Raw genomic sequence first — 25,703 nt, forward strand, 5'->3', positions numbered from 1 at the left:
ATGTCGGTGCCGCTTCGTAGAATCGACGACGATGACCATCACCTCTGACCGCGGTACCTCGACCTCGGGCCGGAACGCCTTCGGCGAGCCCGTTGACCTCCACCTCCCCGGCGGGACGGCACCCCACAGCACCTCCACGCTCAGCGTGCGCGGTGCTCGCGTGCACAACCTGCGTGACGTCGACCTCGAGATCCCGCGGGACTCGCTCGTCGTGTTCACCGGCCTGTCCGGATCCGGCAAGTCCTCGCTCGCGTTCGACACGATCTTCGCCGAGGGGCAACGCCGCTACGTGGAGTCACTCTCGGCGTACGCGCGCCAGTTCCTCGGACAGGTCGACCGGCCCGACGTCGACTTCATCGAGGGGCTGTCGCCCGCGGTGTCGATCGACCAGAAGTCGACGAACCGCAACCCGCGCTCGACCGTCGGCACCATCACCGAGGTGTACGACTACATGCGTCTGCTGTGGGCGCGCATCGGCATCCCGCACTGCCCCGTCTGTGGCGAGGTGATCAGCAAGCAGAGCGTGCAGCAGATCGCCGACCAGCTCATGGAGTTCGAGTCCGGCACGCGCTTCCAGGTCCTCGCGCCCGTCATCTCCAAGAAGAAGGGCGAGTTCGTCGACCTCTTCCAGGAGCTCGCGGCGTCCGGGTACGCCCGCGCGATCGTCGACGGGGAGCGCATCCAGCTCAGTGACCCGCCGAAGCTCAAGAAGCAGGTCAAGCACGACATCTCGGTGATCGTCGATCGCCTGGTCGCCAACGAGGACATCCTCGGCCGCCTCACCGACTCCCTCGAGACGGCGCTGCGCCTGACCGACGGCACGGTGGCGATCGACCTCGTCGACGCCGAGGGCCCCGGTGCGGTCCGGACCTACTCCGAGAACCTGTCGTGCCCGAACAACCACCCGTTGGCGCTCACCGAGATCGAGCCCCGGACCTTCTCGTTCAACGCACCGTTCGGCGCCTGCCCGGAGTGCTCCGGCCTCGGCACGCGCATGTCCGTCGACCCGGACCTCGTGCTGGGCGACCCCGAGGCATCCCTGCGGGACGGCGTGCTGCTGCCCTGGACCGGCACGAGCGGGCTCTACTCGTACTTCGAGAAGCTCCTGGCCGGTCTCGGCAAGGAGCTCGGCTTCGACCTGGACACCCCGTGGAACAAGCTCGACGCGTCGGTGCAGGCAGCGATCCTCACCGGCAAGGACTTCCAGGTGTCGGTGTCCTGGCGGAACCGCTTCGGCCGCGAGATGCGGTACACGAGCGGGTTCGAGGGCGTCATGCCCTACATCGAGCGGAAGTTCGCCGAGGCCGAGTCGGACTCGCAGCGGCAGCGCTTCCAGGGCTACCTGCGCGAGGTCCCGTGCCCGGTCTGCGAGGGCACACGACTCAAGCCCGAGGTCCTGGCGGTCTCGGTCGACGGTCGGAGCATCGCCGACGTCACCGAGATGTCCCTCGACAACGCGTACGCGTTCATGGACAGCCTGACCCTGACGGACCGCGAAGCGCACATCGCCGCAGCGGTCCTGCGTGAGATCCGGGCCCGTCTCGAGTTCCTGCTCGAGGTCGGTCTGAACTACCTCACGCTCGCCCGCGGCGCCGGTGGCCTGTCCGGCGGCGAGGCCCAGCGCATCCGTCTCGCGACGCAGATCGGCTCCGGCCTGACCGGCGTCCTGTACGTCCTCGACGAGCCGAGCATCGGGCTGCACCAGCGCGACAACCGTCGACTCATCGACACCCTGGTGAAGCTCAAGGACCTCGGGAACACCCTGATCGTCGTCGAGCACGACGAGGACACCATCCGCACGGCGGACTGGGTCGTCGACATCGGCCCCGGCGCGGGCGTCAACGGCGGCAACGTCGTGCACTCCGGATCGTACGAGGGGATCATCGAGAACCGCGAGTCGATCACGGGGGACTACCTCGCCGGCCGACGCGCGATCGAGGTCCCCGCGGAGCGCCGCACGGTCAACCTGAAGCGCACGATCAGTGTGCAGGGAGCGCGGGCGAACAACCTCAAGTCGATCGACGCGGACTTCCCGCTCGGCGTCTTCACCGCGGTCACCGGGGTGAGTGGCTCGGGCAAGTCGACGCTCGTCAACGACATCCTCTACAAGGTGCTCGCCAACCAGCTCAACGGCGCTCGGCACATCGCCGGCAAGCACACGCGGGTGAAGGGCCTCGACCAGCTCGACAAGGTCGTGCACGTCGACCAGGCGCCGATCGGTCGCACGCCGCGGTCGAACCCGGCGACGTACACGGGCGTGTTCGACCGGATCCGACAGCTGTTCGCTGAGACACCAGAGGCGAAGGCGCGCGGGTACCAGCCCGGTCGCTTCAGCTTCAACGTCAAGGGCGGTCGCTGCGAGAACTGCTCCGGCGACGGCACGATCAAGATCGAGATGAACTTCCTGCCCGACGTCTACGTCGCGTGCGAGGTCTGCGGCGGTGCGCGCTACAACCGCGAGACGCTGCAGGTGCACTACAAGGGCAAGGACATCTCCGAGGTCCTCGACATGCCGATCAGCGAGGCAGCCGAGTTCTTCGAACCGATCTCCGCGATCCACCGCTACATGGCGACCCTGGTCGACGTCGGGCTCGGGTACGTGCGGCTCGGGCAGAGCGCGACGACCCTCTCCGGTGGCGAGGCGCAGCGCGTGAAGCTCGCGACCGAGCTGCAGCGGCGCTCGAACGGCCGGACCGTCTACGTGCTCGACGAGCCGACGACGGGTCTACACTTCGAGGACGTCCGGAAGCTCCTCCTGGTGCTGCAGAGCCTGGTCGACAAGGGCAACACCGTCATCACGATCGAGCACAACCTCGACGTCATCAAGTCGGCGGACTGGCTCATCGACATGGGTCCAGAGGGCGGTTCCGGTGGCGGGACGGTCCTGGCGACCGGCACCCCGGAGCACGTCGCGAACGTGCCCGAGAGCCACACGGGGGTCTTCCTCAAGGAGATCTTCGACGCGCAGGACGCCCGCGTGGGCAAGCAGCAGGCGGTCGGCGCACGAACGGCCACGCAGAAGGCGCCGAAGACGAGCAAGCAGAAGGCGGGTGCGCGGTAGGTGGCGGACACCGTCCCGTGGCGCCCGAAGGCCGGTGAGATCCCGACCGACCCGGGCGTCTACCGCTGGCGCGACGAAGCCGGCCGGGTGCTCTACGTCGGCAAGGCGAAGAACCTCCGTGCGCGGCTGAGCAACTACTTCGCGCCGCTGCCCACGCTGCACGAGCGGACGCGGCGGATGGTCCTCACGGCGCGCAGTGTCGAGTGGACCACCGTCGGCTCCGAGATCGAGGCGCTGCAGCTCGAGTACACCTGGATCAAGGAGTTCGATCCGCCGTTCAACGTCAAGTTCCGCGACGACAAGTCCTACCCGTACATGGCGATCACCCTGGGCGAGGAGTCCCCGCGGGTGATGGTCACGCGGAACCGGAAGATCAAGGGCGCGAAGTACTTCGGGCCCTACCCGAAGATCTGGGCCGTGCACGACACGATCGACCTGATGATCAAGGTCTTCCCGATCCGGACCTGCTCGGACTCGTCGTACAAGAAGGCGATGCAGACCGGCAAGCCGTGCTTCCCGGGCCAGATCGGCAAGTGCGGCGGTCCGTGCTCGCAGAAGGTCACGATCGCCGAGCACCGGGCGATGGTCGAGGAGTTCGTCCGCTTCATGGGCAGCTACGACCGGCGGGTGATCACGCAGCTCCGGCAGCGCATGGCCGCGTCGGCCGACGCGATGCAGTACGAGCAGGCAGCGAAGTTCCGCGACCAGGTCGAGGCCCTCGAGGCCGTGCTCGAGAAGTCCGCCGTGGTGCTCCGGGACTCGGTGGACCTCGACCTCTTCGGCATCTCCGAGGACGAACTCGCGGCCGCTGTGCAGCTGTTCTCCGTCCGGGGTGGCCGCATCCGTGGTGTCCGCGGGTGGGTGGTCGACAAGGAGCTCGACATCTCGACGGGCGACCTCATCGAGCAGATCGTGCAGGGACAGTACGCGAACGAGGAACCCCCGCGCGAGGTCGTCGTTCCCGAGCTGCCGGAGGACGCCGACGCCCTGCAACAGTGGCTCAGCGAACGCCGTGGTGGGCGCGGCACGAAGCTCAGCACGGCCCAGCGCGGTGACCGAGCGGGTCTCGCACGGACCGCGGCGCAGAACGCGGCGCAGGCGCTCATGCTCTACAAGACGAAGCGCTCGGCCGACTACACGACCCGTTCCGCCGCGCTGGCGGACATCCAGGACGCCCTCGGCATGACCGAGGCGCCGCTCCGCATGGAGTGCTACGACATCTCGCACCTGCAGGGCACGAACGTCGTCGCCTCGATGGTCGTGTTCGAGGACGGTCTGCCCCGCAAGGACCAGTACCGGCGCTACTCGATCGCCGAGACGACCGACGACACCGACAGCATGTACCAGGTCCTCAGCCGGCGCCTCGCGCGCCTGGACGAGGACGCCGAACTGCCCGACGTCCCGGACGTCACGAGCGACGAGGTGATCGAGGGGTCGAAGCCCACCAAGCGCTTCGCGTACCGTCCGCAGCTGCTCATCGTCGACGGCGGTCAGCCGCAGGTGCAGGCCGCGAAGCGCGCGATGGACGATGCCGGCGTGCACGACATCGCGCTCGTCGGGATCGCGAAGCGGCTCGAGGAGCTCTGGCTGCCCGACGACGACTTCCCGGTGATCCTGCCGCGCAACTCCGAAGCGCTGTTCCTCATCCAGCGCATCCGTGACGAAGCGCACCGGTTCGCCATCACGCACCAGCGGACGCGTCGGAAGCGCGACGTCCGGTCGCGGCTGTCGGAGATCCCCGGGCTCGGTCCGACGCGCGTCAACGCCCTGCTGAAGCACTTCGGGTCGGTCGCCAGGTTGCGTGAGGCCACCGCCGACGAGATCAGTGCGGTGAACGGCGTGGGGCCGGCGACGGCCGCAGCGGTCGTCACGAAACTGGCGCAGACCCCGACGAGCGCACCCGCGACGAGCGCCCCCGAGCCGGGCAGCGCCCCGGAGCCGGGCAGCGCTCCGGAACCAGGCAGCGCTCCGGAGTCGCCCAGCGCACCCGAACCGGACGGCCAGCCGCTCCCAGGGGGCCCGGTGCGGGTCCCCGAGGTGACCCACGACGGACCGCACCTTCCGTCGTGACGCCGCCCCGCGCCTCCCGTCCGGGCGATAGCCTGGTCTGCAGCCGAGACCTCCCCGAGCCGGAACGACACACGCGCCGCGCCCGGGCCGCCACGACGGAGCCCACTCCCAGATGACCGACAGCGCCCAGGCAGCGACACGATCGCCGCAGCAGCACGACATCCTCATCGTCACCGGCATGTCCGGCGCCGGTCGGTCCACGGTCGGCAAGGCCCTCGAGGACCTCGGCTGGTACGTGGTCGACAACCTGCCGACCCAGATGCTCGCGCCGCTGACCGAGCTCGCCGACCGCGCCGGCGAGAAGATCCCGAAGATCGCGACCGTCGTCGACGTGCGCGGCGGGCGGTTCTTCACGGAGCCGGAACAGGCCGTCGAACAGGTCCGGAAGTCGGCGACGGCGCGGGTCCGCGTGCTCTTCCTCGAGGCCACGGACGCCGTCCTCGTCCGACGCTTCGAGCAGGTCCGCCGACCGCACCCCCTGCAGGGCGAGGACACCCTGCTCGACGGGATCTCCCGAGAGCGCGCTCGGCTGGCGGCACTGCGTGAGGCCGCCGACGTCGTGATCGACACGTCCGACCTCAACATCCACCAGCTCGCGAACGCGGTCACCGAACAGTTCGCCGACGACCACTTCGTGGGTGTTCAGGTGACGCTGATGAGCTTCGGCTTCAAGTACGGGCTGCCCGCCGACGCCGACATGGTGGCGGACGTCCGGTTCCTGCCGAACCCCTACTGGGTCCCGGAACTCCGGCCGCACACGGGCCTGGACCGACCGGTCTCGGACTACGTGCTCGCCCAGCCGGGGGCCCGTCCGTTCGTCGACCGCTACGCCTCCGTCCTCGAGCCGGTGTTCGAGGGGTACCAGCGCGAGAACAAAAGACACGCTACGATCGCCATCGGCTGTACCGGCGGGAAGCACCGCTCGGTCGCCATCGTCGCCGAGTTGGCGAACATCCTCCGCGGGATGCCCGACGTCGCCGTGCGTGTGAAGAACCGAGATCTCGGCCGGGAGTGACCGTCCCTCCGGCCGCTCCACACGACGTGCGCCGGGCACGCGGACCCCACCAGAAGAAACGTTAGGAATGATGCTGTGCCGTTGACTGCCGAGGTCAAGGACGAACTGGCCCGGGTCGTCGTGAACCGCAACACGGTCCGCGCCGCCGAACTCGCGACCATCCTGCGGTTCGCGGGCGGCCTGCACGTCATCTCGGGCCGGATCGCGGTCGAGGTCGAACTCGACACCCGGATCATCGTGCACCGTGTGCGCAAGGACCTCGCCGAGCTGTACGGCGTGCGGAGCGAGGCGTCGGTGGGGTCGTCCGCGTCCGCCCGTCGTGGCACCCGGTACCTCGTGCGCGTGCTCGAGGCGGGGGAGACCCTCGCCCGGCAGACGGGGCTCATGGACGCCCGCCGCCGTCCGGTCCGCGGCCTGCCGAACCGGCTGACCACCGGCAACCGCGAGGACCTCGCCGCGATCTGGCGCGGTGCGTTCCTCGCCGCCGGCACGCTCACCGACCCGGGTCGGGCCGCCGCGCTCGAGGTCACCTGCCCCGGCAACGAGGCAGCGATGGCGCTCGTGGGTGCCGCCTCGCGACTCGGCATCGCCGCCAAGGGCCGTGAGGTCCGCGGGGTGCACCGCGTCGTGATCCGCGACGGCGAGGCCATCGGTCAGATGCTCACCGTGATGGGTGCCGCGCGCACCACCGCCGAGTGGGAGGAGATGCGCCAGCGCCGCGAGGTCCGCGCCACCGCGAACCGCCTGGTCAACTTCGACGACGCGAACCTCCGCCGTTCCGCACAAGCCGCCGTCGCCGCCTGTGCCCGGGTCGAGCGCGCGCTCGAGATCCTCGACGACGAGGTCCCGGACCACCTCAAGTACGCCGGATCCCTTCGGCTGCAGCACCGCGACGCCTCGCTCGACGAGCTCGGGCAGCACGCCGATCCGCCGATGACGAAGGACGCCATCGCCGGTCGCATCCGCCGACTGCTCGCGATGGCCGACAAGAAGGCGTCGGACCTCGGCATCCCCGGGACCGAGGCGAGCGTTCCCGAGGAGCTCGAGGGGGCCTGATCGGTCACGTTCCGACCACCGGACGGGAGGCGCGGTGCCAGCTGGCACCGCGCCTCCCGTCCGTTCGTGGGGTGCGTCCAGGGCACCGCTCGCGACCGTCCGGACGGACCGTCATCCCGCACGGTCTGGCAGTGTCCGACTGCTAGGGTCGTTACGGCGACGTTACGGGGCGTATCGTCCACCACACGCGGGCCCGAAGGGCCTGTGACTCCGAAAGCAGCGCCCCCTGGGCGCTCCACACCCACCAGGAGATCCATTGACCGTCAAGATCGGTATCAACGGCTTCGGCCGCATCGGCCGTAACTTCTTCCGGGCCGCACTGGCCAAGGGCAGCGACCTCGAGATCGTGGCGGTGAACGACCTCACCGACAACGCGTCGCTCGCGAACCTGCTGAAGTTCGACTCCATCACCGGCAAGCTCCCGGCAACGGTCGAGCTCGACGGCGACAACATCGTCGTCGACGGCAAGGCGATCAAGGTCCTCGCGGAGCGCGACCCCGCCAACCTCCCCTGGGGCGAGCTGGGTGTCGACATCGTCATCGAGTCGACCGGGTTCTTCACCAAGGCCGCCGACGCGCAGAAGCACATCGACGCCGGCGCCAAGAAGGTCATCATCTCCGCTCCGGCCACGGGTGACGACGTCACCATCGTGCTCGGCGTGAACGAGGACCAGTACGACCCGGCGAACCACAACATCATCTCGAACGCGTCCTGCACCACGAACAGCCTCGCGCCGCTCGCCAAGGTGTTCCACGACAAGTTCGGCATCGAGCGTGGCCTCATGACCACGGTCCACGCCTACACCGCCGACCAGAACCTCCAGGACGGTCCGCACAAGGACCCGCGTCGTGCCCGCGCCGCTGCCCTGAACATCGTCCCGACCTCCACGGGTGCGGCGAAGGCCATCGGCCTCGTCCTCCCGGAGCTCGCGGGCAAGCTCGACGGCTTCGCGCTCCGCGTCCCGGTCCCCACCGGCTCGATCACGGACCTCACGCTCGAGACCAAGTCCGAGGTCACGGTCGACGAGATCAACGCCGCCTACAAGGAGGCCGCTGAGGGCCCCCTCAAGGGCATCCTGCTCTACAGCGAGGACCCGCTGGTGTCGACCGACATCACCACGGACCCGCACTCCTCGATCTACGACTCCGGCCTGACCAAGGTCATCGGCGGCCTCGTGAAGATCACCTCGTGGTACGACAACGAGTGGGGCTACTCGAACCGCCTCGTCGACCTGACCGAGTACGTGGGCGAGCGACTCTGAGCATGACTCTCCGCACCCTCGAGGACCTCGGCGACCTCTCCGGCAAGCGCGTCGTCGTCCGTTGCGATCTCAACGTCCCGCTCAAGGACGGCGTGATCACGGACGACGGGCGTGTCCGGGCGTCGCTGGGCACCCTGAACACCCTCATCACCGCCGGCGCGCGCGTCATCGTGATCTCCCACCTGGGCCGCCCCGACGGTGAGCCCAAGCCGGAGTTCTCGCTCGCGCCGGTCGGTCAGCGGCTCTCCGAGCTGCTCGGGAAGGAGGTCACGTTCGTCGGCGAGACCGTCGGTGACGAGGCGACCGCGGCCGCCGGGGCCCTCGAGGACGGCGACGTCCTGCTGCTCGAGAACCTCCGCTTCAACCCGGAGGAGACCTCGAAGGACGCCGCCGTGCGCGGCGGCTTCGCGGACCGCATCGCGGCCCTCGGGGACGCCTTCGTGTCGGACGGCTTCGGTGTCGTGCACCGCAAGCAGGCCTCGGTCTACGAGCTCGCGTCCGCGCTGCCCAGTGCAGCGGGGTCGCTCATCGAGACCGAGCTCGGCGTGCTCGAGCGACTGACGACGACCCCGGAACGGCCGTACACGGTCGTGCTCGGCGGGTCGAAGGTCAGCGACAAGCTCGGCGTCATCGACTACCTCCTGCCGCAGGTGGACACCCTGTGCATCGGCGGCGGGATGCTCTTCACGTTCCTCGCGGCCCAGGGCCACGGGGTCGCGAAGTCGCTGCTCGAGGCCGATCAGCTCGACGTGGTCCGCGAGTACCTCTCGCGGGCGGAGGAGCTCGGTGTCACCATCGACCTGCCGACCGACGTCGTGGTGGCCTCCGGGTTCGCGGCCGACGCACAGCACGAGACGGTCTCCGCGGACGCCATCGAGTCGTCCTCGTTCGGCACCGACGGCATCGGTCTCGACATCGGCCCGGAGACGGCGGCGCGCTTCGCCTCGGCCGTGTCCGGTTCGAAGACGGTGTTCTGGAACGGCCCGATGGGCGTGTTCGAGTTCCCGGCGTTCGCCGCCGGCACGAAGACCGTCGCGCAGGCGCTCACCGAGGTCGACGGCCTCGGTGTCGTCGGCGGTGGCGACTCCGCTGCCGCCGTCCGGTCCCTCGGGTTCTCGGACGACCAGTTCGGACACATCTCGACCGGCGGCGGGGCGAGCCTCGAGTTCCTCGAGGGCAAGTCGCTCCCCGGTCTCGAAGCCCTGGGGTGGACCCGATGACCCGTACGCCGCTGATCGCCGGCAATTGGAAGATGAACCTGGACCACCTCCAGGCCATCGCCACGGTGCAGAAGCTCGCGTGGACGCTGAAGGACGCGCGCCACGACTTCGACGACGTCGAGGTCGCGGTGTTCCCGCCCTTCACCGACCTCCGGAGCGTGCAGACGCTCATCTCGGCCGACAAGCTCCCGATCCGCTTCGGCGCGCAGGACCTGTCGCAGCACGACTCTGGTGCCTTCACGGGTGACGTGTCGGGTGCGTTCCTGTCGGCCCTCGACGCGCAGTACGTCATCGTCGGGCACTCCGAGCGGCGCACGCTGCACGGGGAGACCGACGAGGTCGTCGCGGCGAAGACTGCTGCGGCCGTCAAGCACGGACTCGTGCCGGTCGTCTGCGTCGGCGAGACGGGCGAGCAGCGCGAGGAGCGCGGCGCCGGTGTCGTGCCGGTCGAGCAGCTCAAGGTCGTCCTCGACGCCGTGAAGCCGTCCGAGATCGTCGTCGCGTACGAGCCCGTGTGGGCGATCGGTTCCGGCCAGGCCGCGACCGCCGAGCAGGCCCAGGAGGACTGCGCCGCACTGCGTCGCGGGATCGCTGCGGCCTGGGGCGACGAGTCTGCCGCCGAGACCCGTGTGCTCTACGGCGGTTCGGTGAAGTCCGGCAACATCGCCGGCTTCCTCCGCGAGCCCGACATCGACGGCGCGCTCGTCGGTGGCGCTTCGCTCGACGTGCAGGAGTTCGCGGCGATCGCGCGCTTCCGGCAGCACGTCGGACTCTGACAACCGCGCTCTGGCCGGCCGTGTCCGCACGGCCGGCCTGAGCCACGCCCGGCCTGCGGGCCCGGTCCGGTCCGCCGGGCCGGTATACTCGCATGGCTGACTGACACGAAAGGTACGTCGTGGCGATTCTCTCCGTCGTGCTGCAGGTCCTGCTCGCTATCACGAGCCTCCTGCTCACGCTCCTCATCCTGCTGCACAAGGGCCGCGGTGGCGGCCTCTCCGACATGTTCGGCGGCGGCGTGACGAGCAACCTCGGGGCGTCCGGCGTCGCCGAGCGCAACCTCAACCGCATCACGGTGATCCTCGGTCTGGTCTGGATCGTGTCCATCATCGTGCTCGGTCTCATCAACAAGTTCACGGCGGGGAGCTGATCCATGGCAAGCGGAGGCAGTGCAATCCGAGGGTCTCGCGTCGGCGCGGGCCCGATGGGGGAGCAGGACCGCGGGGTCCAGGCCGAGCGTGTGGCGATCTCGTACTGGGACGCCCTCGGCAACGAGGTCGTGCGGTACTTCGCCGCCGGTCTCCCGGACGAGGAGATCCCCGAGACGGTGGACTCGCCGTCGACCGGGCTCCCGGCCGGCCGCGACAAGGAGAACCCGCCCGTGGTCTCCAAGACGGAGCCGTACAAGACGCACCTCGCGTACGTGAAGGAGCGCCGCACCGAGGAAGAGGCAGCGCAGCTCCTCGAGGACGCGCTGCAGCAGCTGCGCGAGCGTCGCGGTACCGCGAAGAAGGACTAGCGCTCCAAGCGCCCGAAGGCCCCCGCACCGTCAGGTGCGGGGGCCTTCGTGGTCCGCGGGAGCGGTCGCGAGGTTCCGCGACTCGCCGTCTGCGGGACGCCGCGGTTCCGATCCGGGCCCGTTCGCGCGCCGGGATGCCGAGATTTCGGAACCTCGGGTCCTGGACGGGACCACGAACGGACGGGAGGCGCGGTGCCAGCTGGCACCGTGCCTCCCGTCCGTCAGGGGGTCGCGTCTAGTACGTCGACGCGATCAGGTTCTCGGGGACGTCGCGCGCGGCGTCCTGGTCCACGAAGAACACCGTGCGCTTGCGGCCCTGGACGCCACCGACGGGGACCTCGTCCACGGAGGCACCGGCGAGGGCGAGCCCGAGGACCGACGCCTTCTCGGCACCGGACAAGATGACCCAGACCCGCTGCGAGGCGTTGATGGCCGGGTACGTGAGCGTCAGGCGCTGCGGCGGCGGCTTGGGGGAGTCGTCCACCGCGAGGACCACGCGGTCGGTGACGGACAGCTGCGGGAACTCGGGGAAGAGCGAGGCGGTGTGACCGTCCGGGCCGACGCCGAGGAGCGTGATGTCGAACCGGGGCGCGATGGCGTCGTCCGGTGCGGCGGCGTGCAGCTCCTGCTCGTAGCGGGTCGCGGCGTCCTCGATGGAGATGCCCTCGTCGGACGCGGCGATCGGGTGGATGTTCGACTCGGGGATGTCGACGTGGTCGAAGAAGTCCGTCTGCGTGCCGGTGATGTTGCGATCGGCGTCGCCCGCGGGCACCCAGCGCTCGTCGACCCACCACACGTGCACCTTCGACCAGTCGACGCTCTCGCGCGCCGGCGACTGGCCGATCGCGGCGAGGACGAGGGACGACACGGAGCCACCACTGATCGCGATGTCCGCGCGCTCCTGCTCGTCGAGCACGTCGATGATCTTCGTGATGAAGCGTGCGGCGACCGAAGCGCCGAGGGCCTGCTTGTCCGGGTGCACCAGCACCCGCCGTTCGTTGGTCACGTGACTCCCGTGTTCGTGGCGGTCGACCGGTCGTACGACCGCCTTCGGTCCGACCGGGCCCCGTGCGGATGCAGGGGGCCCGGCCGTGTGGGGCTTGCTCAGCCGGCGATGGACTCGCGCAGCTGGGGGACCCCGTGCTTGACGACGTCTCCGAAGAGGACGTCCGGGTCGAGTCTACGGAGTTCCTCGGCCAGGCAGTCGCGCAGGTTGCGGCGCGGCAGCGACAGGTCGTGCGTCGGCTGTCCGGGCATCGAGAGCGTCGCGACGTCCACCAGGGACCGCTCGAGCTCGATGGTGCCGGACTCGCGCACGAGCTTCACGCCGTGGATGCCGCTCGACCCGGTCGCACGGGGCGACGTGACGACGGCCACCGGCACCTCGAGCTGCAGCTGCAGCCACGCGGCGAGGAGGATCGTCGACGGGCTGTCGTACGCGCCGGAGACCTCGACGGCGGTGATCGGCTCGTACGGCGGCTGGTCGAGCGCCGCGGCGAGCTGGTTCCGCCAGAGGGTGAGCCGGGTCCACGCGAAGTCCGTGTCGCCCGGGACGTACGAGGCGCCGAGGGCCTCGATCGCACCGTTCGGGTCCTTCTGCGCGGCCGCGTCGGTGATGCGGCGCTGGGCGATGCGGCCCAGTGCCGAGGCCGACGGCCGCTCGGGAGCGGTCTGCGGCCACCAGGCCACGACGGGGGCGTCCGGCAGCAGGAGGCCCGTGACCAGGCTCTCCTCGTCGGTCGCGGTCTCGCCGTAGGCACGGAGGACGATCACCTCACTCGCACCCGCGTCGCTCCCGACGCGGATCTGCGCGTCGAGGCGCCCAGGCGACTTCGTGTCGCCGTCGTTCTTCGACACGATGATGACGCGCATCGGGTGCTCGCGCGAGGCCTCGTTCGCGGCCTCGATCGCCTCTTCCTCGTGGCCGAGGGCCGTCGAGATGATGAGGGTCAGGACACGACCGAGGGCGACGGCGCCGCCCTCCTCGCGGATGTGGACGAGCTTCTTCTGGATCTTCGAGACCGTGGTGTTCGGCAGGTCGATCTTCATGGACGCCTCCAGGTCCGGCCGTCGCGGGCGAGCAGGGCGTCGGCGGACGCCGGACCCCACGTGCCGGGACGGTACTGCTCGGGCTGGCCCTGCGTGGCCCAGAACTCCTCGATCGGGTCGAGGATCTTCCACGACAGTTCCACCTCTTGGTGACGGGGGAACAGGGGCGGGTCGCCGAGGAGCACGTCGAGGATGAGTCGCTCGTACGCCTCGGGCGAGGCCTCGGTGAACGCGTGCCCGTAGCCGAAGTCCATCGTCACGTCGCGCACCTGGGTGCCGACGCCGGGGACCTTCGAGCCGAAACGGAGCGTGACGCCCTCGTCCGGCTGCACGCGGATGACGAGCGCGTTCTGACCGAGCGGCGACTGCGAGTTGCCGTAGACGTCCTCGGGGACGCGCTTGAACACGATCGCGATCTCGGTCACACGGCGACCGAGACGCTTGCCGGCGCGGAGGTAGAACGGGACGCCCTGCCAGCGACGGGTCGCGATGTCGAGCTTGATCGCGGCGTAGGTCTCGGTGCCGGACTCGGGGTCCATGCCGGCTTCCTCGAGGAAGCCGAGCACCTTCTCGCCGCCCTGCCAGCCGCCGGCGTACTGCCCGCGGGCCGTGGAGGTCGACAGGTCCTCGGGCAGCCGCACCGCGGAGAGCACCTTCTCCTTCTCGGCGCGGAGGTCCGCGGCCTTGAACGAGACGGGTTCCTCCATCGCGGTGAGCGCGAGGAGCTGCAGCAGGTGGTTCTGGATGACGTCGCGCGCCGCACCGATGCCGTCGTAGTACGCGGCACGTCCGGCGACGCCGATGTCCTCGGCCATCGTGATCTGCACGTGGTCCACGTAGTTCGAGTTCCAGATGGGTTCGTACATCTGGTTCGCGAACCGCAGCGTCAGCAGGTTCTGGACGGTCTCCTTTCCGAGGTAGTGGTCGATGCGGAACACGTCGTCGGGAGCGAAGACGCTCTCCACGATCGCGTTCAGCTCGCGCGCGGTGCGGAGGTCGGAGCCGAACGGCTTCTCGACGACCACACGGCTCCACGACCCGTCCTGCTTCTCGGTCAGCCCGGACAGCTTGAGCTGCTCGGTGACGACCGGGAACATCTTCGGCGGGATGGACAGGTAGAACGCGTGGTTGCCGAGCGTCCCGCGCTCCGCGTCCAGCGTGTCGACGGTGCGCTTGAGCTCGCGGAACGCCTCCGGGTCGTCGAACGACCCCTGGACGAAGCGGATGCCCTGTTCGAGCTGACGCCAGACGTCCTCGTCGAACGGGGTGCGCGAGTGCTCCTTGACCGCGTCGTGGACGAGCTGGGAGAAGTCTTGGTCCTCCCAGTCACGCCGAGCGAACCCGACGAGGGCGAACCCCGGGGGCAGCAGCCCTCGGTTCGCCAGGTCGTAGACCGCGGGCATCAGCTTCTTGCGGGACAGGTCGCCCGTCACGCCGAAGATGATGAGGGTGCTGGGTCCCGCGATCCGGTTCAGTCGACGATCCGTCGGCAGCCGGAGCGGGTTGTGCTCCGGGGTGATTGCCACCGGTGACATGAGTCGGTGAACTCCTTCGAGAGTCAGAGGGTGACGGCGGATGCCAGTGCTGCTGTGGCAGCGGCGACGTCCGTCGTCGTGAGGGTCAGGACCGGGCGGCCGTGCTGCGCGAGGACGCTCGCGTCGCCGGAGGCCTGGGCCTGGATGAGCTGGCCGAACGTGAACGGCCGACCGGGGATCGCCAGGTCGTCCGTCTCGGCGGCCACGATCTGCAGGAAGACGCCGTTCGCCGGGCCGCCCTTGTGGTACTGGCCGGTGGAGTGCAGGAAGCGCGGACCGTAGCCGAACGTGACCGGGCGGCCGGTGCGCGCCGCCAGGGCGTCGCGCAGCGACTCGAGGTCGCGGTTCGCGGTGCGGTCCACGTAGGCCTGCACGGCCAGGTAGCGGGTGCCGTCGATCCGGGCCAGGAGGCTCGTCACGGCGTCGGCGAGTGTCGTCCCGACCGTCAGGTCCGGCGTTGCGCGGACGGCGATGCCGCCCTCGGTGAACGCGGGTTCGGTCGGCGCAGGGCGGTCGTCGAGCAGCGCGCGGGCCGCGACCTTGGCGGCCTCGACGTCGGGCTGGTCGAACGGGTCGATGCCGAGCAGACGCCCGGCGACCGCGACGGCGTACTCCCAGACGAGGAGCTGGCCACCGAGCGTGCCGGTGATCTCGACCTCGCCATCGGCGACGTGCCGCTCGTCGTCACGGGATCCGACGAGGCGGATGACCTGCACGTCGGGCAGGCCCGCGGTGACCTCGGGGGAGTCGACGCCGAGCACGACGGGGAGCAGGCCGCGGCCGCTCTTGCCCGTGGACTCGGCGATCAGCTGCTCCACCCAGTCGCCGAACCCCACGATGTGCGTGCCGTCCGGGACGATCGCGATCTTGTCGCGCAGCGGGTCGGTGCCACCGAGGACGGCGCCGAGCACGAGGCCCGGGTTCTCGTCGATGTCGACCGACAGCAGTGCGGAGATTGCGTCGGCCTCGTCGAGGAGCTCCTCGATGTCCGCACCGGCCAGACCGGACGGCACGAGGCCGAAGGCGGTCAGCGCGGAGTAGCGGCCGCCGACGTTCGGGTCGGCGGTGAAGACCCGGTAGCCGGCGTCGGTCGCCTCGGCCTCGAGCGGGGAGCCCGGGTCGGTGACGACGACGATGCGCTGCGCCGGGTCGATGCCGGCGTCGCGGAAGGCCTGCTCGTACGCACGGCGCTGCGAGTCGGTCTCGAGGGTCGAACCCGACTTCGAGGACACGACGAGCACGGTGCGGTCGAGCTGGTGCGCGAGCGCCGCACGGACCTGCGCCGGGTCGGTCGAGTCGAGCACGGTCAGCGGGACGCCGGCAGTGCGGGTGATGACCTCTGGTGCGAGCGACGAGCCGCCCATGCCGGCGAGGACGACGTGGTCGATCCCGTCGGCGTGGAGCGACTCGCGCAGGGCGACGACCTCGGCGACGAGCGGGCGGGAGACCGAGACGGCCTCCACCCAGCCGAGGCGCTTCGATGCCTCGGCCTCGGCGTCCGGGCCCCACAGCTCCGGGTCCTGGGCGGTGATGCCCGAGGCCACCAGGTCAGCGACGAGGCGCGGGACCACCGTGTCGATGGCCCGCGCCGCGTCACCGCTGGCGGCGATGGAGACCGTCACTACTTGGCGCCCTCGAGTGCCGTCTTGACGGTGTCGACGAGCTCGCCCCACGAGACGTTGAACTTGTCCACGCCCTCCTTCTCGAGCAGCGCCACGACGTCGTCGTAGCTGATGCCCTGGGCGGCGATCTGGTCGAGGACCTGCTGCGCGGCGTCGAACGACCCGGCGATCGCGTCGCCGTGGATCTCACCGTGGTCGAACGTGGCGTCGAGCGTCTTGCCCGGCATGGTGTTGACGGTGCTCGGCGCGGCCAGCTCGGTCACGTAGAGCGTGTCGGGGAGGGACGGGTCCTTGACACCGGTCGAAGCCCAGAGCGGACGCTGCGTGTTCGCGCCGGCCTCGAGCAGGCCGAGGGCGCGCTCGGAGGCGAACGCCTCGGTCCAGACCTGGTAGGCGAGCTGCGCGTTGGCGATGCCGGCCTTCGACTTGAGGGCCTTGGCCTCGTCGGTGCCGACGGCGTCGAGACGCTTGTCGATCTCGGAGTCGACGCGCGACACGAAGAAGGACGCGACGGAGTGGATCTTCGAGAGGTCGTGGCCCGCGGCCTTCGCCTTCTCGAGCCCACCGAGGTAGGCGTCGATCACGGCGCGGTAGCGCTCGAGCGAGAAGATCAGGGTGACGTTGACCGAGATGCCGGCACCGATGACCTCGGTGATGGCCTCGAGGCCCTCGAGCGTCGCCGGGATCTTGATGAGGACGTTCTCCTTGCCGACCTTGTCGAACAGGAACTTGGCCTGCTCGATGGTCTTGGCGGTGTCGTGCGCGAGGCCCGGCTCGACCTCGATCGACACGCGGCCGTCGAAGCCCTTGGTGTCGGCGTAGATGCCGGCGAACACGTCGGAGGCGTTCGCGACGTCCTGCGTCGTGATCTCGAAGATCGCGTCGGTCACGTCGGTGCCGGCGGCGGCCAGCTCCTTGACCTGCGCGTCGTAGCGCTCGCCCTTGGCGAGGGCCGACGCGAAGATCGTCGGGTTGGTCGTGACGCCAACGACGTTCTTCTCGGCGATGAGCTGCTCGAGCTTGCCCGTCTCGAGCAGTTCGCGCGAGAGGTCGTCGAGCCAGATGCTCACGCCGACCGCGGAGAGGGCGGCGGTGGGGGTGTTCTCAGCCATGTGTTTCTCTTCTTCTTTCATCGACTGGCCGACGTCGTGGAGGTGACGGAGGCCGTGAAGTCGGGGTCTGGGGGACCGGGAGACGCGTGGCGGGGCCGAGCCGCGCCTCCCGGAGGAAGGGCCGGATCCGGCGAACCGGACCCGGCCCTCGGTGGGTCAGGAAGCCGCGAGGGATTCCTTCGCGGCGGCCACGACGTGCTCCGTCGTGAAACCGAACTCCTTGAACAGCGTCTGGTAGTCGGCCGAGGCACCGAAGTGCTCGATCGAGACGCTGCGGCCCTTGTCGCCGACGATGTCGCGCCAGCTCATGGCGATGCCGGCCTCGACCGACACGCGGGCGGTGACGTCCTTCGGGAGCACCTGGTCCTGGTAGTTCTCGGACTGGGCGCGGAACCACTCAAGGGACGGGGCGCTCACGACGCGGGCGTTGATGCCCTCGGCCTTGAGCTGCTCGCGGGCCTCGACGGCGATCTGGACCTCGGAACCGGTCGCGATGAGGATCACGTCCGGGGTGCCGTTCGGCGCCTCGGCCAGGATGTACGCACCCTTGGCGACGTTCTTCGCCGAGGCGAGGACCTCACCAGAGGCGTCGCCCTCGCCGCGCTCGAAGACGGGGAGGTTCTGGCGGCTCAGCGCGATGCCGGCCGGGCGGTCCTTGTGCTTGAGCATCTCGAGCCAGGCGTACGCGACCTCATTGGCGTCGGCGGGGCGGACGACGTCCAGACCCGGGATCGCGCGGAGGGCACTGAGCTGCTCGATCGGCTGGTGCGTCGGGCCGTCCTCGCCGAGGGCGACGGAGTCGTGCGTCCAGACGTAGATCGCCGGCGCCTGCATGAGCGCGGCGAGACGGACCGCCGGGCGCATGTAGTCGCTGAAGATGAGGAACGTGCCGCCGAAGGGGCGGGTGTTCCCGTGCAGGACGATGCCGGAGAGGATCGAGCCCATCGCGTGCTCGCGGATGCCGAAGTGCAGCACGCGGCCGTACGGGTCGGTGCTCCACGCCTTGGTCGAGGCCTCGACCGGACCGAAGGACTTGGCGCCCTCGATCGTGGTGAGATTCGACTCAGCGAGGTCGGCCGAACCGCCCCAGAACTCGGGCATGAGCGGCGCGATGGCGTTGATGACCTTGCCGGAGGCGGCACGGGTCGAGACGGCCTTCTCGGTCGGGAAGACCGGGAGCGCTTCCTCGAGGCCCTCGGGCAGCTCGCCGGCGTTGATGCGGTCGAGGAGCGTCTTCTTCTCGGGGTTGGCCGCGGCCCACGCGTCGAAGGTCTTCTGCCACTCGGCGTGCTCCGCCTGGCCCTTGGCGACGGCGCCACGGGTGTACTCGAGCACCTCGGGGTCGACGTGGAAGGTCTGCTCGGGGTCGAAGCCGAGGACCTCCTTGAGGCCCTTCAGTTCCTCGCCGCCGAGGGCGGAGCCGTGGATCTTGCCGGAGTTCTGCTTGGTCGGCGACGGCCAACCGATGATCGTCTTGAGGACGATGAGCGACGGCTTGTCGGTGACGGCCTTGGCGGCCTCGACCGCGGCGAAGAGGGACTCGACGTCCTCCGAGTACTCGCCCGTCTTCTTCCAGTCGACGGTCTGGACGTGCCAGCCGAGCGCCTCGTAGCGGTCCGGGACGCTCTCCGAAAAGGAGATGTCGGTGTCGTCCTCGATCGAGATCTGGTTCGAGTCGTAGAAGACGACCAGGCGACCGAGCTGCTGGCGGCCGGCGAGGCTCGCGGCCTCGTTCGTGACGCCCTCCTGCATGTCGCCGTCACCGGCGATCACGTAGGTGAAGTGGTCGAACGGCGATTCGCCGTCGGCGGTCTCCGGGTCGAACAGGCCGCGCTCGAAGCGCTGCGCGTAACCGAAGCCCACGGCCGAGGCGAGGCCCTGGCCGAGCGGGCCCGTGGTGATCTCGACACCGTCGGTGTGGCCGTACTCCGGGTGACCCGGGGTCTTCGAGCCCCACTTGCGGAGGTGCTGGAGGTCCTCGAGCTCGAGGCCGTAGCCGTGCAGGTAGAACTGCACGTACTGGAGGATCGAGGCGTGACCGGCGGAGAGGATGAAGCGGTCGCGGCCGATCCAGGTGGAGTCGCTGGGGTCGCGACGCATCACCTTCTGGAAGAGCAGGTGGGCGACCGGCGCGAGGCTCATCGCGGTGCCGGGGTGACCGTTGCCGGCGGCCTCGACCGAGTCGGCGGCGAGTACGCGGGCCGTGTCGACGGCCTTCCTGTCGATGGCGTCCCAGGTGAATTCAGCCACTTGGATGTTGACCCTTCTTGATGCGACATGTGCGAGGGCTCGTGCCATCGCACGGACATGATCGCCATCCCGGGGCCTTCGTCGGGTCGCCGTCTCGCGGCGGCCGACCGGCTCTTCGCGGCCGACGTCATCGGGGCACGCACTGCGGGAGGGCGACTCCAGCATAGTGACCATGCACTCAGAGGGTGTTCAGGTGACGCCGGTTGTTCACTCGTCGTCAGGAGGACCCGCCGTCGGCCGGGCGTGTCGGTGGGTGACTTCGGTCCGGATGGCGGGGCGGGGCATCATCGCAGCGCCTCCATCACGTAAACTGTCCGGGACCCGTGAGCATTCCGGGTCGACGCACGCCCCGACGACGACGGAGCCGTCCACCGAGCGTGTGAGCTGACGCGAACAGACTGAGGTTCCCTTGCCGACTGCCACCGTGACCCGGCCCGACACCGATCGACCCCGCTCGACGCTGTCGCGCAAGGTGCGTGCCTACGTCTCGCTGACGAAGCCGCGGGTCATGGAGCTGCTGCTCGTCACCACGGCGCCGACGATGTTCCTCGCCGAGCGCGGGGTGCCGGACCTGTGGCTGGTCTTCTGGACGATGCTCGGCGGCGCGATGTCGGCCGGGTCCGCCTCGGCGTTCAACTGCTACATCGACCGCGACATCGACCGGCTGATGAAGCGCACGAGCACGCGTCCGCTGGTCACCGGCGAGCTGTCCGACCGCGAGGCCCTGGTGTTCTCGTGGGTCCTCGGGGTCGCGTCCACCGCGGTGCTCGGCTTCCTCGTGAACTGGCTCGCCGCGGCCCTGAGCGTCATCGCGATCCTCATCTACGTGTTCGTCTACACGCTGTGGCTCAAGCGCCGCACGCCGCAGAACATCGTCTGGGGCGGGTCTGCCGGCTGCATGCCCGTGCTCATCGGCTGGGCCGGTGTCACCGGCTCGCTGTCCTGGGCACCGGTCATCCTCTTCATGGTGATCTTCCTCTGGACGCCGCCGCACTACTGGCCGCTGTCGATGAAGTACCGCGACGACTACGACGCCGCCGACGTCCCGATGCTCGCCGTGGTCCGCGGTCGCACGGTCGTCGGCCTGCAGGTCGTCCTCTACGCGTGGGCGACGCTCGTCTGCTCGCTGCTGCTCATCCCCGTCGCCCACATGGGCCCGCTCTACACGGTCGTCGCGCTGGCCGGCGGCATCTGGTTCGTCGTCGAGTCGCACCGCCTGTACTCGCGGGCGATCCAGCACGTGGAGCACGTGCAGCCGATGCGCGTCTTCCACAGCTCGATCACGTACCTGACGCTGCTGTTCATCGCCGTGGGCATCGACCCGCTGCTGCCGCAGGTCTTCACCTTCTAGTCGGCCCCCGGGGCGGGACACCGCCCTCCGGGCGGGACACCGCCTCCTCGACGAGACGCCGCCGGATCCGGCGGCGTCTCGCGCGTGCGGCGGCGTCTCGTGCGCGCGGCGGGGCCTCGCGCGTGCGGCGGCGTCTCGTGCGGTCCGCGGGGTCTCGACGCGACCACCCACCGGCCTGGAGGCACGTGGCGGGCCCGCACCGTGCCTCCAGGCCGCCGTCTGGTCGCGTCGCGCACGAAGAACGACGTCCCACCTGTCGATCGACAGGTGGGACGTCGGAGACCGCGTGCGGAGCGGGGCGTCAGCCCGCGATCGGCTCACGGACGGCCTGGCGGCCGGCCGTACCGCGCGTGGAGAGCGCCACCACGGTCGTCGCGCCGACCAGGAGTCCGGCCAGGACCATGTGGGTGCCGACCAGTCCGACCGGCAACCCGGTGCGCGCCTGCGTGAGGCCGACCGCGATCTGGACGAACTCGACGACCAGGAGCAGCAGCGCCCACTTGCTCGACAGGCGCAGGCGGACCGCACCGACGACGAGCACCAGGGTCAGCGCGAAGAGGACGTAGGCGGGCACGGCGTGCAGGTGCTCCATGACGGCCGGGTCGAACCCGGTGCGGTGCAGGCGTCCGCCGTCGACGGCCTCGTCCGCGCCGGCGTGCGGGCCGCTCCCGGTGGTGAGGATGCCGACGAGGACGGTCACGACGACCGCGGCGATGGTGCCGCCGACGACGCCGCGGTACCAGCGGGGGACGGTCCTGTCCGCCGTGCGCGGGCCGCGCATCGCCCGGTAGACGAGTGCCGCGGTCACCGACGTGAGCGCAGCGGAGACGACGAAGTGCAGCCCGACGACGAAGGGGTTCAGGTTCGTCCAGACGCTCATGCCGCCGATGACGGCCTGCACCGGGATCGCTGCGCCCTGGGCGAACGCCAGCCAGAACAGCTCGGGGCGGGTCCGGCGCATCCGGACGACGAGCAGGAACATCGCGATCGCCACGACGACGAGCACGAAGGTGAGCAGTCGGTTGCCGAACTCGATGACGCCGTGGATGCCCATCTCCGGCGTCGAGACCAGTGAATCGGCGGTGCACTTGGGCCAGGTCGGGCACCCGAGCCCCGACGCCGTGAGGCGCACGAGGCCGCCGGTGCCGATGAGGACGACCTCGACCACGAAGGACGCCCAGGCCAGCACGACGACGCGCTGGTCGACGACGCGGGGGAGCGACCACCAGGGCTGGGAGCGGACGTCCTGGTCGACGGGGGATCCGACGCGAGTCACGAGGGTGGTGCCTTCCTGTTGTTCCGTGCAGCGAACCTGTAGGATTCGAGGGTTCAGCAGCAGTCAAGTCTAGGCAGGCGCCGGCTCCGAAAGGTCCGAGATCGCCGCTCACGCCCAGGACTGCGTGGAACCATCGACGTTGCGAGGGAGCAACACCGTGTCCGCCTGTCGGCGGTGTGCGGTGGAATGGCGTCCAGACGCCACGGGTTGACACCCAGAACGCTGCCGCGAGAAGGAAACGAGGAGACCATGTCCGACGTGCTCATCGACCGTCCCGAGCTCGAAGGGCTCGGCCAATACGAGTTCGGCTGGTCCGACTCCGACTCCGCCGGCGCCTCTGCGCGCCGCGGCATCTCGGAAGAGGTCGTGACCGACATCTCGAACCTCAAGTCCGAGCCCGAGTGGATGCTCAAGAACCGCCTCAAGGGCCTCCAGCTCTTCGGCCGCAAGCCCATGCCGACGTGGGGCGCCGACCTGACCGGCATCGACTTCGACAACATCAAGTACTTCGTCCGCTCCACCGAGAAGCAGGCGCAGTCGTGGGAGGACCTCCCCGAGGACATCCGCGCGACCTACGAGAAGCTCGGCATCCCCGAGGCCGAGCGCCAGCGCCTCGTCGCCGGCGTCGCCGCCCAGTACGAGTCCGAGGTCGTGTACCACCAGATCCGTGAGGACCTGGAGCAGCAGGGCGTCATCTTCATGGACACCGACACCGCGCTCCGCGAGCACCCCGAGATCTTCGAGGAGTACTTCGGCACCGTGATCCCGGCCGGCGACAACAAGTTCGCCGCGCTGAACACGGCCGTGTGGTCCGGCGGCTCGTTCGTCTACGTCCCGAAGGGCGTCCACGTCGAGATCCCGCTGCAGGCCTACTTCCGCATCAACACCGAGAACATGGGCCAGTTCGAGCGGACGCTGATCATCGCGGACGAGGACTCCTACGTCCACTACATCGAGGGCTGCACCGCGCCGATCTACAAGTCGGACTCGCTGCACTCGGCCGTCGTCGAGATCATCGTGAAGAAGAACGCCCGCGTCCGGTACACGACGATCCAGAACTGGTCGAACAACGTCTACAACCTCGTCACCAAGCGTGCGATCGCGCACGAGGGCGCGACGATGGAGTGGATCGACGGCAACATCGGCTCGAAGGTGACGATGAAGTACCCGTCGATCTACCTCGCCGGTGAGCACGCCAAGGGCGAGACGCTCTCCGTGGCCTTCGCCGGTCCGGGTCAGCACCAGGACGCCGGCGCGAAGATGATCCACATGGCGCCGTACACGACGTCCTCGATCGTCTCGAAGTCGATCGCCCGTGGCGGCGGTCGTGCCGGGTACCGCGGTGAGGTCCGGGTGGATCCGGCAGCCCACCACGCGGCGAACACCGTGCGGTGCGACGCGCTGTTGGTGGACACGATCAGCCGTTCGGACACGTACCCGGCGATCGACATCCGTGTCGACGACGTCCAGCTCGGGCACGAGGCCACGGTCTCCCGCGTGAGCGAGGAGCAGCTGTTCTACTTGATGTCCCGCGGCATGCCCGAGGACGAGGCGATGGCGATGATCGTCCGCGGCTTCATCGAGCCGATCGCCCGCGAGCTCCCGATGGAGTACGCACTCGAACTCAACAAGCTCATCGAGATGAGCATGGAAGGATCCGTCGGCTAGATGTCCAGCTCCACCCCTCCCCACATCGACCAGCCGATCGAGCCGGCCACCGCCGCGACGGGCACGGCACAGCACGGCGCGAAGGCGCACTCCGACGGCGGCTGGGACGCCCCCGACAAGTCCATCCCGGTCCAGACCCGCTCCGAGCGGTTCCAGTCGGGTGACGTCGAGGCGTTCCCGACCGTCACGGGGCGCGAGGTCAACTGGAAGTTCGCGCCCCTCGCGAAGCTCCAGCCGCTGCTCGACGGCGGCCTCGACGGATCCGCCTACCCGTTCCTCGCCCGCCAGTCGGACGGCGCCGACGTCGAGTGGGGTCGCAGCGACGACCCCCGCGTCGGCTCCGCCGGGCTCCCCGAGGACCGCGCCGCCGCCGCGGCGTGGACTGCCCGTGACGCCGTGCTGGCCGTCACGGTGAAGGCAACCGAGGCGCACGAGTTCATCACGATCACCCGGTCCGACTTCGGCACCCAGCCCCGCGCGGCGCACACGGTCATCACGGCCGAGGCGCACGCCCAGGGCATCGTCGTGCTCGACAACCGCGGCTCGGCACTCCTCAGCGAGAACGTCGAGATCGTCGTCCAGGACGGCGCCCGCCTCACGGTGGTCAGCCTGCAGGACTGGGACGACGACGCCGTACACGTGTCGACGCACTTCGCCGAGGTCGGCCGCGACGCCTTCCTGAAGCACGTCGTGGTCTCGCTCGGCGGCGACGTCATCCGGGTCAACCCCTCGACGCACCTCGGTGCGCAGGGTGCCGACACCGAGATGTACGGCGTGTACTTCGCCGACGCCGGGCAGTACATCGAGCAGCAGGTCTACGTGAACCACGACGCGCCGAACACGCGCGGTCGGGTCAACTACAAGGGCGCGCTGCAGGGCAAGGGCGCGCACACGGTGTGGATCGGCGACGTGCTCATCGGGCGCGCCGGCGACGGCACGGACTCCTACGAGCAGAACCGCAACCTCGTCCTCACGGACGGCACGCGCGCGGACAGCATCCCGAACCTCGAGATCGAGACGGGCAACATCGAGGGTGCCGGCCACGCGAGTGCGACCGGCCGCTTCGACGACGAGCAACTGTTCTACCTGCAGTCCCGTGGCATCCCGGAAGAGGAAGCACGTCGCCTCGTCGTGCTCGGCTTCCTCGTCGAGGTCATCCAGAAGATCGGTGCCCCCGAGCTCGAGGAACGCCTCATCGCCGCGGTCGAGCAGGAGCTCCAGGAAGGGCGGACCGTGCTGGTCGCGCCCGAGACGGAAGCAGCCGACGCCTGATGTCGACAAAGGTCTGTGCCGAGGCGGACATCGCGGTGGACAGCCCGATGCGCGCCGTGGTCGACGGCACCGCGGTCGCCATCGTGAAGGACTCCGCCGGGACCGTGCACGCCATCGGCGACACCTGCACCCACGGGGACATCTCCCTGGCGGAGGGGTTCGTCGAGGGTGACACGCTCGAGTGCTGGGCCCACGGGTCCCGGTTCTCGCTGGCCACCGGCAAGCCGCAGAACTTCCCGGCGTACGAACCCGTCCCGGTCTTCCGGGTCGAGGTCCGCGACGGCGAGGTCTACGTCGACGTGCACGACCCCGTCCCGGTCGACTGAGACCGCCTCCCACTCTTCCCGCGGCTGACGCCGCACACCAGCT

The 25,703-nt window shown here is 69.6% G+C and carries 20 protein-coding genes; 13 read left to right on the plus strand and 7 right to left on the minus strand.

Annotation, left to right across the window (positions count from 1 at the left end):
- The first annotated feature begins 31 nt into the window (after positions 1-31).
- The 9 genes from uvrA to CRP27_RS01635 all read left to right on the plus strand — a co-directional run bounded on the left by uvrA (position 32) and on the right by CRP27_RS01635 (position 11,199).
- Positions 32-3,061, plus strand: a complete 3,030-nt coding sequence (uvrA, locus tag CRP27_RS01595) for an excinuclease ABC subunit UvrA (RefSeq protein ID WP_217990674.1) — start codon at positions 32-34, stop codon at positions 3,059-3,061.
- A complete protein-coding gene (uvrC, locus tag CRP27_RS01600; RefSeq protein ID WP_097179029.1) occupies positions 3,062-5,131 on the plus strand; it encodes an excinuclease ABC subunit UvrC in 2,070 nt (689 codons plus the stop codon).
- Between the two features lie 112 nt (positions 5,132-5,243).
- Positions 5,244-6,146 carry an RNase adapter RapZ gene (rapZ, locus tag CRP27_RS01605; RefSeq protein WP_097179030.1) on the plus strand — a complete coding sequence of 301 codons (903 nt, stop codon included), beginning with the start codon at positions 5,244-5,246 and terminating at the stop codon, positions 6,144-6,146.
- Between the two features lie 75 nt (positions 6,147-6,221).
- Positions 6,222-7,202, plus strand: a complete 981-nt coding sequence (gene whiA, locus CRP27_RS01610) for a DNA-binding protein WhiA (RefSeq protein WP_079236119.1) — start codon at positions 6,222-6,224, stop codon at positions 7,200-7,202.
- A 256-nt stretch (positions 7,203-7,458) separates the two neighbouring features.
- Complete coding sequence (gene gap / locus CRP27_RS01615) at positions 7,459-8,463, plus strand: type I glyceraldehyde-3-phosphate dehydrogenase (RefSeq protein ID WP_070416209.1); 1,005 nt, start codon at positions 7,459-7,461, stop codon at positions 8,461-8,463.
- Positions 8,464-8,465: 2 nt separating this feature from the next.
- Entirely contained in the window at positions 8,466-9,683 is a 1,218-nt protein-coding gene (gene pgk / locus CRP27_RS01620; RefSeq protein ID WP_097179031.1) for a phosphoglycerate kinase, read from the plus strand.
- Entirely contained in the window at positions 9,680-10,459 is a 780-nt protein-coding gene (gene tpiA / locus CRP27_RS01625) for a triose-phosphate isomerase (protein ID WP_097179592.1), read from the plus strand. Before pgk ends, tpiA begins: the two co-directional genes overlap by 4 nt.
- Before the next feature lie 119 nt (positions 10,460-10,578).
- Positions 10,579-10,830, plus strand: a complete 252-nt coding sequence (gene secG / locus CRP27_RS01630) for a preprotein translocase subunit SecG (protein WP_058727797.1) — start codon at positions 10,579-10,581, stop codon at positions 10,828-10,830.
- Positions 10,831-10,833: 3 nt separating this feature from the next.
- Positions 10,834-11,199: an RNA polymerase-binding protein RbpA gene (locus tag CRP27_RS01635; protein ID WP_079236116.1), complete on the plus strand. Its 366-nt coding sequence runs from the start codon at positions 10,834-10,836 to the stop codon at positions 11,197-11,199.
- Positions 11,200-11,434: 235 nt separating this feature from the next.
- On the opposite strand, the gene pgl is transcribed toward CRP27_RS01635, so the two are convergent.
- From pgl to tkt, 6 genes are all read right to left on the minus strand, one after another.
- Positions 11,435-12,205, minus strand: a complete 771-nt coding sequence (gene pgl, locus CRP27_RS01640) for a 6-phosphogluconolactonase (RefSeq protein WP_097179032.1) — start codon at positions 12,203-12,205, stop codon at positions 11,435-11,437.
- A 98-nt stretch (positions 12,206-12,303) separates the two neighbouring features.
- The gene (locus CRP27_RS01645; RefSeq protein WP_079236114.1) at positions 12,304-13,248 is read right to left on the minus strand and encodes a glucose-6-phosphate dehydrogenase assembly protein OpcA; all 945 of its coding nucleotides are present in this window, start codon (positions 13,246-13,248) and stop codon (positions 12,304-12,306) included.
- Positions 13,245-14,783 (minus strand): glucose-6-phosphate dehydrogenase, encoded by a 1,539-nt coding sequence (gene zwf / locus CRP27_RS01650; protein WP_079236112.1) that lies wholly within the window; start codon positions 14,781-14,783, stop codon positions 13,245-13,247. Before zwf ends, CRP27_RS01645 begins: the two co-directional genes overlap by 4 nt.
- Before the next feature lie 23 nt (positions 14,784-14,806).
- The gene (locus tag CRP27_RS01655) at positions 14,807-16,405 is read right to left on the minus strand and encodes a glucose-6-phosphate isomerase (protein WP_097179033.1); all 1,599 of its coding nucleotides are present in this window, start codon (positions 16,403-16,405) and stop codon (positions 14,807-14,809) included.
- Positions 16,405-17,517 carry a transaldolase gene (gene tal, locus CRP27_RS01660; protein ID WP_097179034.1) on the minus strand — a complete coding sequence of 371 codons (1,113 nt, stop codon included), beginning with the start codon at positions 17,515-17,517 and terminating at the stop codon, positions 16,405-16,407. The genes CRP27_RS01655 and tal overlap by 1 nt, the downstream gene beginning before the upstream one ends.
- 156 nt (positions 17,518-17,673) lie before the next feature.
- Positions 17,674-19,767, minus strand: coding sequence for a transketolase (gene tkt / locus CRP27_RS01665; protein ID WP_097179035.1), 2,094 nt, complete (start codon positions 19,765-19,767; stop codon positions 17,674-17,676).
- Positions 19,768-20,191: 424 nt separating this feature from the next.
- Here tkt and CRP27_RS01670 point away from each other — a divergent pair, with 424 nt between their 5' ends.
- On the plus strand, positions 20,192-21,118 hold the full coding sequence (locus CRP27_RS01670; protein WP_097179036.1) for a heme o synthase: 927 nt from the start codon (positions 20,192-20,194) through the stop codon (positions 21,116-21,118).
- Between the two features lie 301 nt (positions 21,119-21,419).
- On the opposite strand, the gene CRP27_RS01675 is transcribed toward CRP27_RS01670, so the two are convergent.
- Entirely contained in the window at positions 21,420-22,394 is a 975-nt protein-coding gene (locus CRP27_RS01675; protein WP_097179037.1) for a heme A synthase, read from the minus strand.
- 249 nt (positions 22,395-22,643) lie between these two features.
- On the opposite strand from CRP27_RS01675, the gene sufB reads away from it, so the two are divergent.
- The 3 genes from sufB to CRP27_RS01690 are packed head-to-tail and all read left to right on the plus strand — an operon-like array spanning position 22,644 to position 25,660.
- The gene (sufB, locus tag CRP27_RS01680; RefSeq protein WP_070419047.1) at positions 22,644-24,062 is read left to right on the plus strand and encodes a Fe-S cluster assembly protein SufB; all 1,419 of its coding nucleotides are present in this window, start codon (positions 22,644-22,646) and stop codon (positions 24,060-24,062) included.
- Entirely contained in the window at positions 24,063-25,334 is a 1,272-nt protein-coding gene (gene sufD / locus CRP27_RS01685; protein ID WP_217990675.1) for a Fe-S cluster assembly protein SufD, read from the plus strand.
- A complete protein-coding gene (locus CRP27_RS01690) occupies positions 25,334-25,660 on the plus strand; it encodes a non-heme iron oxygenase ferredoxin subunit (RefSeq protein WP_079236105.1) in 327 nt (108 codons plus the stop codon). Before sufD ends, CRP27_RS01690 begins: the two co-directional genes overlap by 1 nt.
- The last annotated feature ends 43 nt before the right edge of the window (positions 25,661-25,703 follow it).

Source organism: Curtobacterium sp. 314Chir4.1, assembly GCF_900215175.1.
GTDB classification, from domain to species: domain Bacteria; phylum Actinomycetota; class Actinomycetes; order Actinomycetales; family Microbacteriaceae; genus Curtobacterium; species Curtobacterium pusillum_A.

Excerpts from the sequence above, each read along its gene's own strand:
- sufB (WP_070419047.1), top strand. The coding sequence starts at position 22,644 with ATGTCCGACGTGCTCATCGACCGTCCCGAGCTCGAAGGGCTCGGCCAA.
- sufD (WP_217990675.1), top strand. The coding sequence starts at position 24,063 with ATGTCCAGCTCCACCCCTCCCCACATCGACCAGCCGATCGAGCCGGCC.
- tpiA (WP_097179592.1), top strand. The coding sequence starts at position 9,680 with ATGACCCGTACGCCGCTGATCGCCGGCAATTGGAAGATGAACCTGGAC.
- uvrA (WP_217990674.1), top strand. The coding sequence starts at position 32 with ATGACCATCACCTCTGACCGCGGTACCTCGACCTCGGGCCGGAACGCC.
- zwf (WP_079236112.1), bottom strand. The coding sequence starts at position 14,783 with ATGTCACCGGTGGCAATCACCCCGGAGCACAACCCGCTCCGGCTGCCG.
- CRP27_RS01645 (WP_079236114.1), bottom strand. The coding sequence starts at position 13,248 with ATGAAGATCGACCTGCCGAACACCACGGTCTCGAAGATCCAGAAGAAG.
- tal (WP_097179034.1), bottom strand. The coding sequence starts at position 17,517 with ATGGCTGAGAACACCCCCACCGCCGCCCTCTCCGCGGTCGGCGTGAGC.
- rapZ (WP_097179030.1), top strand. The coding sequence starts at position 5,244 with ATGACCGACAGCGCCCAGGCAGCGACACGATCGCCGCAGCAGCACGAC.
- CRP27_RS01690 (WP_079236105.1), top strand. The coding sequence starts at position 25,334 with ATGTCGACAAAGGTCTGTGCCGAGGCGGACATCGCGGTGGACAGCCCG.
- CRP27_RS01635 (WP_079236116.1), top strand. The coding sequence starts at position 10,834 with ATGGCAAGCGGAGGCAGTGCAATCCGAGGGTCTCGCGTCGGCGCGGGC.
- pgk (WP_097179031.1), top strand. The coding sequence starts at position 8,466 with ATGACTCTCCGCACCCTCGAGGACCTCGGCGACCTCTCCGGCAAGCGC.